Annotated in this window: 14 protein-coding genes; 7 read left to right on the forward strand and 7 right to left on the reverse strand. The window is 71.7% G+C overall.

The window, feature by feature from the left end:
• Positions 1–24: 24 nt before the first annotated feature.
• The 4 genes from ACSRUE_RS00815 to ACSRUE_RS00830 are packed head-to-tail and all read right to left on the reverse strand — an operon-like array spanning position 25 to position 3,150.
• A complete protein-coding gene (locus ACSRUE_RS00815) occupies positions 25–567 on the reverse strand; it encodes a hypothetical protein (protein WP_441289359.1) in 543 nt (180 codons plus the stop codon).
• Positions 564–1,466 carry a DUF692 domain-containing protein gene (locus ACSRUE_RS00820; protein WP_441289360.1) on the reverse strand — a complete coding sequence of 301 codons (903 nt, stop codon included), beginning with the start codon at positions 1,464–1,466 and terminating at the stop codon, positions 564–566. Before ACSRUE_RS00820 ends, ACSRUE_RS00815 begins: the two co-directional genes overlap by 4 nt.
• Entirely contained in the window at positions 1,463–2,239 is a 777-nt protein-coding gene (locus ACSRUE_RS00825; RefSeq protein WP_441289361.1) for a hypothetical protein, read from the reverse strand. Before ACSRUE_RS00825 ends, ACSRUE_RS00820 begins: the two co-directional genes overlap by 4 nt.
• Before the next feature lie 2 nt (positions 2,240–2,241).
• A complete protein-coding gene (locus tag ACSRUE_RS00830) occupies positions 2,242–3,150 on the reverse strand; it encodes a hypothetical protein (RefSeq protein ID WP_441289362.1) in 909 nt (302 codons plus the stop codon).
• Between the two features lie 219 nt (positions 3,151–3,369).
• Here ACSRUE_RS00830 and ACSRUE_RS00835 point away from each other — a divergent pair, with 219 nt between their 5' ends.
• The 4 genes from ACSRUE_RS00835 to ACSRUE_RS00850 all read left to right on the forward strand — a co-directional run bounded on the left by ACSRUE_RS00835 (position 3,370) and on the right by ACSRUE_RS00850 (position 7,851).
• Positions 3,370–3,990, forward strand: a complete 621-nt coding sequence (locus ACSRUE_RS00835; protein ID WP_441289363.1) for a hypothetical protein — start codon at positions 3,370–3,372, stop codon at positions 3,988–3,990.
• A gap of 168 nt (positions 3,991–4,158) precedes the next feature.
• On the forward strand, positions 4,159–4,326 hold the full coding sequence (locus tag ACSRUE_RS00840; protein ID WP_437943717.1) for a hypothetical protein: 168 nt from the start codon (positions 4,159–4,161) through the stop codon (positions 4,324–4,326).
• 48 nt (positions 4,327–4,374) lie between these two features.
• Positions 4,375–6,243, forward strand: coding sequence for a hypothetical protein (locus tag ACSRUE_RS00845; protein WP_441289364.1), 1,869 nt, complete (start codon positions 4,375–4,377; stop codon positions 6,241–6,243).
• A 270-nt stretch (positions 6,244–6,513) separates the two neighbouring features.
• A complete protein-coding gene (locus ACSRUE_RS00850; protein ID WP_441289365.1) occupies positions 6,514–7,851 on the forward strand; it encodes a hypothetical protein in 1,338 nt (445 codons plus the stop codon).
• Here the strand turns inward: ACSRUE_RS00850 and ACSRUE_RS00855 are convergent.
• Positions 7,841–8,038: a hypothetical protein gene (locus ACSRUE_RS00855; protein ID WP_441289366.1), complete on the reverse strand. Its 198-nt coding sequence runs from the start codon at positions 8,036–8,038 to the stop codon at positions 7,841–7,843. The two genes, ACSRUE_RS00850 and ACSRUE_RS00855, sit on opposite strands and share 11 nt — an antisense overlap.
• On the opposite strand from ACSRUE_RS00855, the gene ACSRUE_RS00860 reads away from it, so the two are divergent.
• Positions 8,037–8,357, forward strand: coding sequence for a hypothetical protein (locus ACSRUE_RS00860; protein ID WP_437943713.1), 321 nt, complete (start codon positions 8,037–8,039; stop codon positions 8,355–8,357). The genes ACSRUE_RS00855 and ACSRUE_RS00860 overlap by 2 nt on opposite strands.
• Positions 8,358–8,503: 146 nt before the next feature.
• Here ACSRUE_RS00860 and ACSRUE_RS00865 read toward each other — a convergent pair whose 3' ends face one another.
• On the reverse strand, positions 8,504–9,010 hold the full coding sequence (locus ACSRUE_RS00865) for an RDD family protein (RefSeq protein WP_437943712.1): 507 nt from the start codon (positions 9,008–9,010) through the stop codon (positions 8,504–8,506).
• Between the two features lie 430 nt (positions 9,011–9,440).
• Here ACSRUE_RS00865 and ACSRUE_RS00870 point away from each other — a divergent pair, with 430 nt between their 5' ends.
• A complete protein-coding gene (locus ACSRUE_RS00870) occupies positions 9,441–11,060 on the forward strand; it encodes a DUF1552 domain-containing protein (protein ID WP_441289367.1) in 1,620 nt (539 codons plus the stop codon).
• A 217-nt stretch (positions 11,061–11,277) separates the two neighbouring features.
• On the opposite strand, the gene ACSRUE_RS00875 is transcribed toward ACSRUE_RS00870, so the two are convergent.
• Positions 11,278–11,511, reverse strand: a complete 234-nt coding sequence (locus tag ACSRUE_RS00875; protein ID WP_437762220.1) for an FG-GAP repeat domain-containing protein — start codon at positions 11,509–11,511, stop codon at positions 11,278–11,280.
• 241 nt (positions 11,512–11,752) lie between these two features.
• On the opposite strand from ACSRUE_RS00875, the gene ACSRUE_RS00880 reads away from it, so the two are divergent.
• The gene (locus ACSRUE_RS00880) at positions 11,753–12,148 is read left to right on the forward strand and encodes a ParB/RepB/Spo0J family partition protein (protein WP_441289368.1); all 396 of its coding nucleotides are present in this window, start codon (positions 11,753–11,755) and stop codon (positions 12,146–12,148) included.
• The last annotated feature ends 81 nt before the right edge of the window (positions 12,149–12,229 follow it).

The following is a 12,229-nucleotide window of genomic DNA, read 5'->3' on the forward strand; positions in this document are numbered from 1 at the left end:
GGAAGCGCTGCTGACGCCCACAGGTCATCGGGCGCGCGCAGGCGCGGAGCGAGCCTCGATCCAGCGGCGGAAGAGGCGGGCCTCGCCCGGCGGAAAGAAGGCGGTGGGCGGCACCTCGGCGTGGTAGCGCCGGAACGCGGCGCTGAACTCCGCAGGATCGCGGTCGAACCACGCCTCGGCCTCGGGCGAGCCGCGCAGGAGCCGCTCGAAGCGCAGCCGCGCCACGAGCAGCGCCGACATCCTCACGCCGTCCTCGTCCGCATCGAGCAGCGCCCGCCGGAGCGTGGGCGGCAGCGCCGGATCCTCGGCCGCGGCGCGCAGCGCGGCCACGGGATCCTCGGCGGTCATCGCGCGGGCCACGAGCGCTTCGTAACGCGCGTGCGCCTGGGCCCCGGTCAGCCGCGCCGGCCGCGCCGCCGCGCCCTCCCCTGCCCCGCCACGGGCCTCCCCTGCCCCGCCACGGGCCTCCCCTGCCCTGCCGCGGGCCTCCCCTGCCCCGCCACGGGCCTCCCCTGCCCCGCCACGCGCCGCGCGCTCCGCCGACCTGCCGCCGGCCGCGCGCGTCACCCGCGCCTCCCGCGCCGGCCGAGCGTCCGCCGCGCGCGGCGGAGCTCCTCCCGCACGGCGGCCGCGTCGCCCGCGCCGTGCACCGTGCCCTCCATGCGCTCCAGGGTCACCCCGCGCAGGTTCGGGCAGCGCGGCGCGACCTCGTCCAGGAGGCGCCACACCGGCTCCGGCACGGCGTCGTCGTGGCCGTCGAGCCGCAACACCCGGCCCGAAGGCAGCCAGCCCGGATCGCTCGGGCCGCCGCCGGAGAGGTGGATCTCGATCACCCGGGCGAGATCGAGCCGCGCCACGTACTCGGCCGGATCGAAGCCGAAGTTCTCCGCCATGGTGTGGACGTTGTGCAGGTCGAGCAGCAGGTGCGTCCGCGGCGCCCTCAGGATGCGCTCGAGGAAGCGCGGCTCGTCCAGCGGATCGCCGAGCACGAAGTAGCTGACGCTGTTCTCGACGCCGACGTCCTCCACGACGGCCTGCATCGCCCGGAGCGCGCGGCGGGCGACCGCGGCGCCGTGCGCGTTCATGGGCATCGGGAGCGGCAGCCCGGTCGAGAGCCCGGCGGGCGCGCTGATCCCGAGGTGCTCGGTGTACCAGCGGAACCGGAAGATCGCGTGGTCGCGCCGGAGGGCGGCGCGCCAGCGGGCGCGCCGGCCCGCGTCGGCGGCCGAGGCGCCGCCGAGCGACCAGCCCACGCCGTGGGCGACGAACGGCCGGTCCGACCGGCGCGCGAGCTCGGCGAAGCGGCGGTGAAAGCCGTTCTCCTGGAGATCGGCCTCGGCGGCGTCCGGCACGCGCCAGAGCGTCTCGGGCGCCACCTCGTAGTAGTCGGCGTCGCGCAGGATCACCTCGGCCAGCAGGTCGAGGAACGCCGCGTCGGGCTGGAGCGTGAGGCCGACCGGGATCAACGCGTGGAGGCCCCGCGCCCGTCGACCGAGAAGAAGTACAGGAAGCGCCGCGACTTGGAGGGCACGTGCCCCATGCCGCAGGCCATGAGCCCGCTGTCCTCGGCCCCCTCGACGTCGATCCCGCAGCCGCTGGCGATCGCCCAGCGCGCGCCCGCCGGCGGCGCCTTCACGAGCCGCGCGCGCACGCTCGCGGCCCGGGCCTCCGCGTTGCGCGCGTCGGCGCCAAGGCCCTTCCGGAGCAGCGCACCGAGCGCGCCGATCCGCTGCGCGGCGATCCTGTCGTCGTGCTTCAGCTGCTCCTCCCGGCCCCCGCCCGCCATGCGGCGCATTCCGTCGTAGCTCGGGAGCGCGACGTCGAGCTGCGTCGCGACGACAGGCACCTTGTCGGTCCTGACCACCACCAGGAGCGGCTCCCCGCTGCCGGCGCCGGGCACGAGCTTCTTCAGATCGGCCATGGTCGCGCAGACGACCTCGACGCCCGCGAGCGGGGCGAGATCCCCGTCCGCGCCGAAGTTGAGCAGCTCGCCGAACGCGTGGCCGCGCTCCCACTTGGCGCTGTCGTCGGCGGGGATGACGAAGACGAACAGCGCCCTGCTCGCCTGCCGGGCGCGGCGGAACGCGGCCGAGACCTGGACCAGCGACCCCGCGGCGGCCGCTGGCTTGCCCGTCTCGTCGCACGCGGCGCCGTCGCCGAACGCGTCGCGGATGAACGCGGGCCACGCGGTGGCCGCGAGCCCTGCTGCAGTCGCTCCCAGCCAATGCCTGCGCTTCATGGTCACTCCTCACCGCCGTTCCCGAGCAGCTCGCTCTCCGCCTCGCCCCGCCCCGAGGGCTCGGGCATGAGCGGCGCGTAGGCCTCCCAGCCCAGCTGCATCAACCTATCCCGATCCCGGCCCAGCACGATCGGCGCCGCCCCCGCGGATCGCAGCATCACGCGATCGCCCTCGACCGAGTACTCGCCGGTCGCGACCACCTCGCCGGAGCAGCGGTCCTCGAGCGTGAAGCCCCCGGACGCGTCCAGGAGGAGCGTCCGCAGCCCCGCAGCGTAGAGGCCGACCAGCTCTGCCTCCGCGCTGCCAGGCTCCAGCGCGCCGCCTCTGGCGGCCGCTGGCACCGCGGCGAGCGCGTCCAGGGCGTCCTGCGCCGCCGAGGGCGCGAGCGCGGCGGGATCGCCGGGATCGCGCCGCGCGTCGGGCAGGGCCTCGATCACGCCCTCGGGCGGATCGAGGAAGGAGCCACGCTCCAGCAGATCCGGCGCCGTGAGCGTCCACATGCCGTCGCGGCGCGGGGAGATCTCGCCGCCGACGAGCGCCGCGAGCGCCGCCGCGGCCGCTTTGCTCGCGTGCAGCGTCAGGCGGTCGTCCCGCGCCTCCTCCCCCAGCGCGAGCCAGCGGATCTCGCCCTCGGCGCCGCGGACGTGCGCGAGCATGCCCCCGCGCAGCGCGATCCGCTCCGCGCCCTCCGGGCCGCGCAGCACGGCCGTCTCTTCCACGTCGAGGGCGACCGGCAGGATCGGCGCGCCTTGCCAGCCGTCGCTGGCCACGGTCCAGCGAGCGCGCGCCGCGGGATCGAGCAGCACGTACGCGGTCGCGTCCGGAGCGTCGATCGGCGCGGCACACCCGGCGGAGAGCAACGCCGGACAAAGAAGGGAGAACGCAAGGAAGAGACCACGACGTCTGGGCATCGGGCGGAACCTCCGGGGAGCTGAGACGCCCCACGGCGGTGAAAGTTTCATGATGAATGCTTACAGGACGCGCCCTGCCTACCAGCAAAACGATGATATCGGGTGGATCCATCGAGCGAGGCGGCAGGACACCAGGGAGAAGCGCCTCCGCCAGAGGCTGGATGAGCTCGAAGCCGGCGGTGGTTACATGAACATGAAGCATCCGGCATCGGAGAAGACATGAGTTATCCCGCGGAAGGGAACGGCGAGTCCCTGCTGGCCTATGTGTTCTGGCACTGGAGGCAACCGCAGGCCGCCGCGGGCGAGTACGAGCGCCGGCAGCGCGCCTTCCACGCGGCGCTCGCCGCGGCGCCCGCGCCGGGCTTTCACCGGTCGTTCAGCGTCGGGCTCTCCGGGGCCCCGTGGGCGGCCGGCGGCGGCGACGTCTACGAGGACTGGTACCTCGTGCAGGATTTCGGTGCGCTCGGCGCCTTGAACGAGGCCGCGGTCTCCGCCAGCCGCTCGGCGCCGCACGACGCGGCGGCCGCGGTCGCCGGCGGCGGCGCCGGGGGCCTGTATCGCCTCCGGGGCGGGGTTGCGCTGAACGCGCCCGGCTACGCCCACTGGTTCGGCAAGCCCGGCGGCGTGTCCTACGGTGAGCTGTTCGCCCGGCTCACGCCGATCCTGGAGCAAGCGAGCGCCGGCCTGTGGATGCGCCAGATGGTGCTCGGGCCCGGCCGGGAGTTCTGCTTGCACGCGGCGACCCCTGTATCGCTGCCCGCGCCGTTCGATGCGCTCGTCCTCCCGCTCCGGCCAGCCTGGCCGGCGCTCGACGGCACGGGCATGCCTCCGGCGCGCTGAGGCGCGCGCCCCGCGGCGTTCGATCGCGTCTGGATCGAGCTCTTCTCCCTCGTGCGGCCGGCCCTTGTCGACCTCGGCATGCCCGAGTCGCTCATCGCGCTGGCCCGCTGATACGACAGCGCCCGGCAGCAGCGAACAGCACGAGCGCTCCGAGTCGACGCCGAGAGCGTGTACTGGACGAACGACGACGGCAGCGTGAAGAAGGTGCCCATCGGAGGCGGCGATCCCGAGACGCTCGCGACGGGGCAAGATCATCCGCTGGGCATCACCGTGGACGCGACCAGCGTCTACTGGACGAACAGCGCCGCAGGCACGGTGATGAAGCTCCCGAAGTGACACCCCGCTTGCCAGGAGCCCGGTTCGAGCGCGACGATCGGCGCCTCCATGAAGCGCGCCGCCCTCCTCCCGATCGCCCTCCTCACCGCGTGCGCCGGCGCCCCGGCCCCCCAGCGTGCTCCTGTCGCGCCGCTGCCCGCGGCGCCGCGCCCCGCCGTCGCCGCGCCCGCGGTCGCGGCGGCGCAGCCCGTGAGCGCGCCGGCGGAGCTCGCCTTCGTGCTGAGGATCGCCCATCCGAAGCGGTCCTGGAACAACGCCGCGCAGCTCCTGCCGAGCAGCGCGCTCGTGTTCAGCATGGGCTCGACGGACCCCAAGAAGATGCTCGATCCAGCGGTGGGCCCGGACCTCGCCGAGATCGTCGATCTGGACAGGCCGCTCGACATCGCCTTCCTGGGCACCACGCGCGATCACGTCGTGGCCTCCCTGTCGGTCGCGGAGCAGGAGGTGCCGCGGCTGGCCGATCGCTTCGTGCTCAGCGAGCTCAAGGAGCACCCGGGCCTGTTGCGCGTCGAGCGCGCGCGTGACGCAGAGCCCGACGAGGAGGCGCCGCCCTGGGCCTGCGCCTTCGATCCCGGCGAGCGGCGGGGCGGCGCGCGCCTGCTCTGCGGCGAGGACGTGGAGGACATCGAGACCGCCGCGGCCTACCTCGTCCAGGTCGTGGCCCGGGAGCCGCTCGACGCGGACGCCCGGATCGAGCTCTCGGAGCGGACCCTCCGCCAGGCCGTGGAGGAGGCGACCGCCACGGACGACGCGGACGAGGACGACGGCCGCGCGGAGGCGCTGGGCCAGGAGCTCGCCGCGGGCTTCCTGCGCGACATCGAGAGGTTGAACGTCGACCTCACGTGGGGCCGCGCGGACGTCGAGGTCGGCCTCACGCTGCGCTTCGCGAGCCGGCGCTCGCCCCTCACGCTGGCCTTCGTGCCGGCGGCGGCGAGGGACGCCGCGCCGCCGCCGGCGTTCTTCCGCCTCCCGGCCGACACGGCGGTCGCGTTCCACACGCAGGGCGCGTCGCGCGCCGAGCTCGCCCCGGTGCGGGAGGCCGTCTTCAAGGCGCTGCGCGACGACATGATCGACGACGGCTACGACGAGGCGCGGCTCGATCAGGTCCTCGAGCGCCTCGGCACCCTGGCCCTCACGGGCGGCCCCCTCGTCGTCGGCGCGGGCGCGAACGGCGCGGCGGCGGAGAAGGCGCTCGCGGCCTACCAGCGCGACAAGGGCGCGCCGCGCGCGCGAAAGGCGGCGCGCCTCGCGCTCCAGGGGTGGGTGCTGGCCTCGGTCGAGGAGCCGGCGCAGACCTGGATCTCCGGGGTGAAGGAGCTCCTCCAGCGCGGCGATGAGCTCGACAAGCTCAAGCGGAGCGCGCCGAAGGACGGCGCTCGCAAGGACGACGAGGACAAGCAGAACACGACGCACGCGATCGTCCGCGCGCCCGCCTCGCTGCCCGCGGGGACGCTCCACGTCGAGCTCCGCTCCAGGCCGCTCACGAAGGGCGCCCCGCCCGCGCACACGACCCACCTCTATGTCGTCCCCGCCGGCCAGCGGACGTGGCTCGGGATCGGCGAGGACGACGCCGCCCTGGTGGCTCGGCTGCGCGTCGCGGTGGATCCGGGGCGCGACGAGGGCACGCTCGGCGCGGCGCCGGACATGGACGTGCTGCGGAGGCGCGGGACGCTGGCCGGCGGGCTCTTCTCGCTGGCTGGCGTGGCGCTGCTCACGGCGAGCGGCGACACGCCGGAGGCGCTGGACGAGGCCGCCAAGGGCCTCGCCGCGCTCGCTGCGCTGCCGGCGCGGGGCGCGGTCGCCACCCCGCTCGCCGTCACCTCCGAGGTGCTCGACTCCGGCGCGGCCCGCCTCGACGTCCGCGTACGGCTGACCCACGCCGGGATCCAGGACGCGATCGCGCTCCTCGCCCGCTGACGTGCCCCGCGCGCCTCGCGGTCAGCCCCACCCCTCCAGCACCGGCTTGCCCACCTCGGTGCTCTGCGTAGTGAAGGATGAGCTCCACGTGCTGCAGCCCCGCGGCCTCGAGCCGCGGCCGGCGCGACGGACAATCCACGCGCAGCGACGAAGATCTGTGAATGCGGTTCACAGATCGACCCGGTCGCAATCGTGCCACTGCCTCTCCCCGCAGGTTACGTCTGTTACTTTTACAACATGCGAAGAGGCTTACTTCCGTTTCTCTTGTTCATGAGCGCTGGCCTCGCGTGCCAGCCGGAGCCGACGCCCTCCAAGTCGGACACGGGCGGCGCGGAGCCGCTCCCTGACGACGGCGAAGAGCCGCTCCCTGACGACGGCGAAGAGCCGCTCCCCGACGACGGCGAAGAGCCGCTCCCTGACGACGGCGAAGAGCCGCTCCCCGACGACGGCGACAACCCCGACCAGCTCTGCCCCGGCCCCGTCGAGCCGGACACCAGCGAGGTCGCGGCGCTCTCGCTCCCGGCGCGCACGGTATCGACGGTGACCGGCGCTTACTACGCGAGCAACCAGCGCTCGACGCGGACGCGCGTGGTCGTGGAGGGTCAGGCCGCGCTGGCCATCGGGCCCGACTATCCGAGCTCCGTGACGATGGCGCTGGATTCGGTCATCGACCCGCGCTGCTGCTGTAGTCCGATCCCGGGCGCGATCACCATTGACCAGATAGGCGCCATCCAGGGTGCGATCGACGTCGAGCAGACGGGGCCCACGACGTTCTCCGTCCGCGTGAGCGAGGAGGGGACGTCGACCTTCGAGGTCTCGGGCGTGATCGCGGTGCCGGAGGGCGGCCTCGACGCGTGCTCCGCGTACGACGACACCCGCGAGCTCCCCGTCACGCTGTTGATGACCGTCCGGGCGGCGCGCCCGCGCTGGCAGATCCAGACACCGGCCGAGTGCGGCGCGAGCGCCGTCATCCAGTCGAACCGGCCTCTCCCGATCACCACGGCGGCGTTCGACGCGGCGGGCGTGCGCTTCTCTCCACAGAACGTCAAGCACCCGGCGGTCGACGTGGTGGGGACCGGCGTGGGGCTCCGGGTGCGCGAGGGGGGCGCGCCCTCCGATATCGTCGCGACCGGAGACGGCAGCGTGGTGATCACCGCGGCCGACGGCGGCGCATCGCGCGAGGTCTCGGTGATCCCTGCCGCCCGCATCGACGCCATGGACGTGGTGTTCGCGCTCCCGGGCGTCGCGGGGAGCGTCAGGACCCTCGTGGATGGCGGGACGTTCGATGGGTTCCACCGCACGGGGAACCGGGTGGTCGCCGTGATCTCCGGGCTCGCGTCCGGCGGTGTTCCGCTGTGCAGCGAGGCGAGGACCGAGGATTTCGAGGTGACGTCCTCCACGCCGGAGGCTTGCGCCGTCGACGGCCGGTTCTGCGAGAGCACCGAGGTCCCCCCCGGGGATATGCTGACGCGCTCCGCGGAGGTCATCGCCGATGGGACGTGCGCGGTGCGCGTCGATGCGCCGGCATTCGCCGGCGGGGCGGGCCTGGACGCGGAGATCTCCGTGACCCTGAAGGGCACCGAATCGCTGATCGTGCTCACGCCCTAGGTCGTATTACCGGCCACTCGTCGAGGAGCGGGGCGAGCCTCTTCTCGAGGTCGGCCGGGTGGACGAGGCTGAGCGCGACCAGCGGCCCGAGGTGGGCCCTGTCTTCTTCCTTGCGTGCGAAAGCCGCCACAACGTACTTCTTGATGCGAGAGCCGTCTCCGCTCGAACAGCTCGAGGAGATCACCATGCCCTGGTATGTCCATCTCGCGTACTTCTTCGGCGGGGCGTTCCTCGCCAATGCGCTCCCCCACTTGATCGCCGGCGTGTCCGGCCAGCCGTTGCAGACCCCGTTCGCATCACCGCCATTCAAGGGGTTGTCGCCGCCGGCGGTGAACGTCGCCTGGGCGCTGGCCAACCTCGCCCTCGCGTACCTCTTGCTTGTGCGCGTCGAAGCCCTCGACCTCCGGCGCTGGTCCGACGTTGGTGTCTGTTTTGTCGGCTTCGGCGCCATGGCCCTCCAGTGCTCTCGCTCTCTCGCTCGCATTCGCAAGCAGGCCGTCCCCTGACCTGCCCCTTCGCAGGGCGACGAAAGCACGCGCCGCGAACACCATGAGACCACGGCGAGACGATCGAATTTTTGCGACGGGCACCGCGCGCTCCGCCAGCCCCCGGAGACGCCGCTCGCCCACACAGGACCTCGGCGCACCGCCTCTCAACGTGCGTCGCCGGAGCCGCGCACGAGGACGACGCGCGTCTTCGACAGCCCGTCGTGCAGGCCCACGGGCGCCTCGCCGCGCTTCAGGAACGTGAACGCCTCGAAGGGGATGAACCGGCACAGGGTGCGGATCGCGATCCGACCGAGGCCTGCGCGGCTGCCGTCCTCCATCACGACCCGCGTGCCAGTGACGAGCTTGCCCAGCGTGGCGCCGAAGAGCGCCTCCATCGAGACATAGTACACGAACATCATCACGAGACCGAGCAACGTGTCGTTGGCCTGCTCGAACACCTCGGCGCCTCCGAGGAGCCCGAAGATGATGCCCACGAAGAACGTGAACAGCATCATTCCCATGTAGTCGACGACGAGGTTCACGAACCGCCGGCCGCCGCTCGCGAGCAGCAACCGCGAGCGCTCCTCCGGTTGCAGCGCCGCGGGTGCGTCTGCCCTGGGTGCTTCGTAGGGGTTGTAGCTCTCGGCGGGCTGGGCGGTCGGAGAACGCATGAGACCTCTCGATGCGGGTTGGGTGACGTCGCGGCGCAGCGCTCGAGGGCAGGCTGCCCTCGAGTCGACGCGCCCAAGCGCATGCTACGCCCCGTATGCGGCGGCGTGAAGGCAGCCCCGTCGACGGCGATGAACGATCGAGCCGGCGTCGCTTTTCGGAGTGTGGACGGATCGCAAGGGCGACCGGTGCGCTCTCTGCGCTCTCGAGGACTGCCGCGACGTGCCGGGCTGCCGCGTCGCGCGCTGATCGCGGGGCATCCTTCGGCTCGACGAACGCTCCCGGCCGAGCGAAACCCAAATACGTTCACGGGCCAGCGGGCATTGTAGGGGTGATGGAGACGTGGCGAACGCGGGCATCCGGAGGGCATTCCGCGTGTCAGCCGGGCGGTATCTCCAGTGAGGCAGGATAAATACGATCATGGCAAAGCGCGTGAACCGAAGAATTTTCCTCCGGGGGCTGGGCGGAGCTTGCGTCGCGGCGCCGTTCCTCGGCTCGATCCTCGACCGCTCCGTGATGGCGCAGCCGGCCACGCCGCCGAAGCGGCTGATCGTGATGTACACGCACTATGGCTGCATCACGACGCGGTGGTTCCCGAAGAAGTCGCACGGCCCGCTCACCGCCGCGGACCTCGAGTCGACGACGCTCAAGCACCTGGCGCCTTACGTCGACAAGCTCCTCATGCCCCGAGGCATCCGCGCGATGAACGAGTGGACGGCGACGATGGTTCGGGGACAGGGGAACGATGAAAACACGCAGGTGAACGGGTCGTACTTCACTTGCCACCCGGTCACTCCCAACAGCAACGACCCGTTCAGCTTCAACACGGCGACGAAGTTCCACGCCATGCCGACCGGTCCCTCGCTGGACCACGTCATCGCACGACAGCTCAGCCCGCAAGGCACTCCGTTGCTCATGAACACGATTGGTGGGAATGACAACTCTCAGTCGGCGATCTCCTACTCGGCCGCCGAGACCCTCTTCAAGGCCCTCGACGCGCAGCAGGCCTTCAGCAGCCTCACCGGCCTCTTCGAGGCGGGGAAGCCGACGTCTCCGGACACCTACGCGGCGATGCGCGGCAAGAGCGTCCTCGACATCGTGAGGGATGATCTGCAGACGCTCGAGCGGTTCGACATGAGCCGTGCCGACAAGCAGAAGCTCGCAGCCTGGAAGGAGCTCCTCCACGCGACAGGAAACGTCGTGGTTCCTTCGCAGTGCAACACGTCCCTCGCCACGGCGCTCGGCGTGACGCAAGAAAACATCGACCTGACGAGCACGGCCTCGTACGCCGACAAGCTGACGCTGCGAATCTCGGACAGCCTGGACGGAGCCGACCTCTATTCGAACCTCGCCGTGCTCGCGGCGGCGTGCAACGCGAACCCCGTCATCTTCCTGAAGTACCCCGCGGCTTACAGCTTCAAGGGGCTCGGCCTGACGCAAGAGGCCGCCGGTCTCGCGAGTCGCCTGGACCACGCGGGCATGACGGGCACCTGCGTCCCGGGGGTGATCGACATGATCCTCACGATCGACGACTACTATGCGAGGAAGTTCGCCCACCTCGTCGGGCAGCTGAACGGTATCGACGAAGGCGACGGGACGCTCCTCGACAACTGCGCGGCCGTCTGGTTCCAGGACGCGTCGGACGGCTGCGCCCGCAACCTCAACAACCTGCCGATCGTCCAGGCCGGCAGCGCCGGCGGCTATTTCAAGACCGGCTGGGCCGTGAACGTCGATGACGGCTCGCCCGATCTCACGACCGGCAACAGCGAGATCACGTGTGCCGACGGCACGTCGGACCAGGTCGACGCGATCTCCCAGGAAACGGGGACCGATCCGTCGCTCGCCAACGCGCCGATCAACAAGTACTTCTGCAGCTTGATGAACGCCCTCGGGGTCAAGGCGGGCGCGGATGGTTTCCCGGCGCGGGGCGGTTCGGGACCGGTGACGCACTTCGGCATGTATGACCGGACGGAAGACTTCATCGGTGGCGGGACCAATCCCCCCACCATCCACGATCCAGGCGAGTTCACCGCGCTCAGGGCGAACTCCTGAGCGGTCTCCCTCGTCTTCATCGGCCTCGGGACCGCCGTGCTCCCCGAGCCCTCCAGCGACCGCGCCGACGCCCCCGGAAGCCGTAGGCACCAAATCGCTGATCGATCTCACCCCCTGTTCGTCCTACCTCGAGCGCTGCTGGAGCCGGCCCGGCATGCGCTCGCGCCGAGAGCACGAGTACGTCCACCTCGCGGATGGAAGCAGCCAGCCTGCGGGTTCAGAGATTGATGACCAGCACGGTCACGGCTTCGCCGTCGTCGTACACGATGTCGGGCTTTTGGTCCCCGTCGAGGTCGCCGACACCGAGAGACAATCCCTCCCTGCTGCTCGCCTCGTCGAAGGTGTGATCTTCGCCGAACGCCGTCCCCTCGCTCACGACCAGGTGGATCACGCCGTCCATGGCCCAGTTCCCGACGACATCGTCTCTCCCGTCGCCGGTGAAGTCGGCCATCGCGGTCCTGGCCCTCATCGTCGAGAATTGACCCAGCTCTGCTCGCGAAAAGTGGTCCACCCCCTGGCTGACGGTGGTCGTGCCGAGCGCGCCGCCGGCGCGTTCGCGGTGGAGGCGTTGGTGAGCTCGCGGACCGTGACGAGGAGCAACGTGCGACGCTCGGGGGATGCGTCGTGCACGACCGTGCCGGGTCTGCCGTCGGTGGTTCCAGCCTGATCCTTGCGTTGGCGATCGGCAGCACGTGTGCTCGTCGCCATCGTGCCAGGCCGCGAACCTCGGGCAGGACACGGTGCGGGCTACGGCGTGGGATCTGGGCGAGGCGGAGGCGCTGTTGCTCGTGCGGATGACGCGCGCGGGCGACGCGGACAACGCGCTGGAGCAGGGCTGGTTTCTGCGCGAGCTGCGGGAGCGATTCGGCCTCAGCGGCGAGAAGCTGAGCAAGCGATTCGGCCGGACGCCGAGCAGGGTGAGCCGGCGGCTAGCGCTGGTCGCGGAGCTGCCGGAGTCGGTACACGCGCACGTGCGCGCGGGCTCGATCGGCGCGCACGCGGCCATGAAATACCTGGTGCCTTTGGCGCGCGCCAACCGCGCTGACGCAGGGCCGGATCTTCCGGCCATCAAGCAGCCTGCTCGGTAACACGCGTCTCATCGACCACATCCTGCCCGGCGCGCTCGCGTCGGGCAGGGAGGAGGGCCAGCAACGCGACGCTCGCCGAGC

It is taken from the genome of Sorangium sp. KYC3313 (genome assembly GCF_052075895.1).
GTDB lineage: Bacteria > Myxococcota_A > Polyangia > Polyangiales > Polyangiaceae > Sorangium > Sorangium cellulosum_B.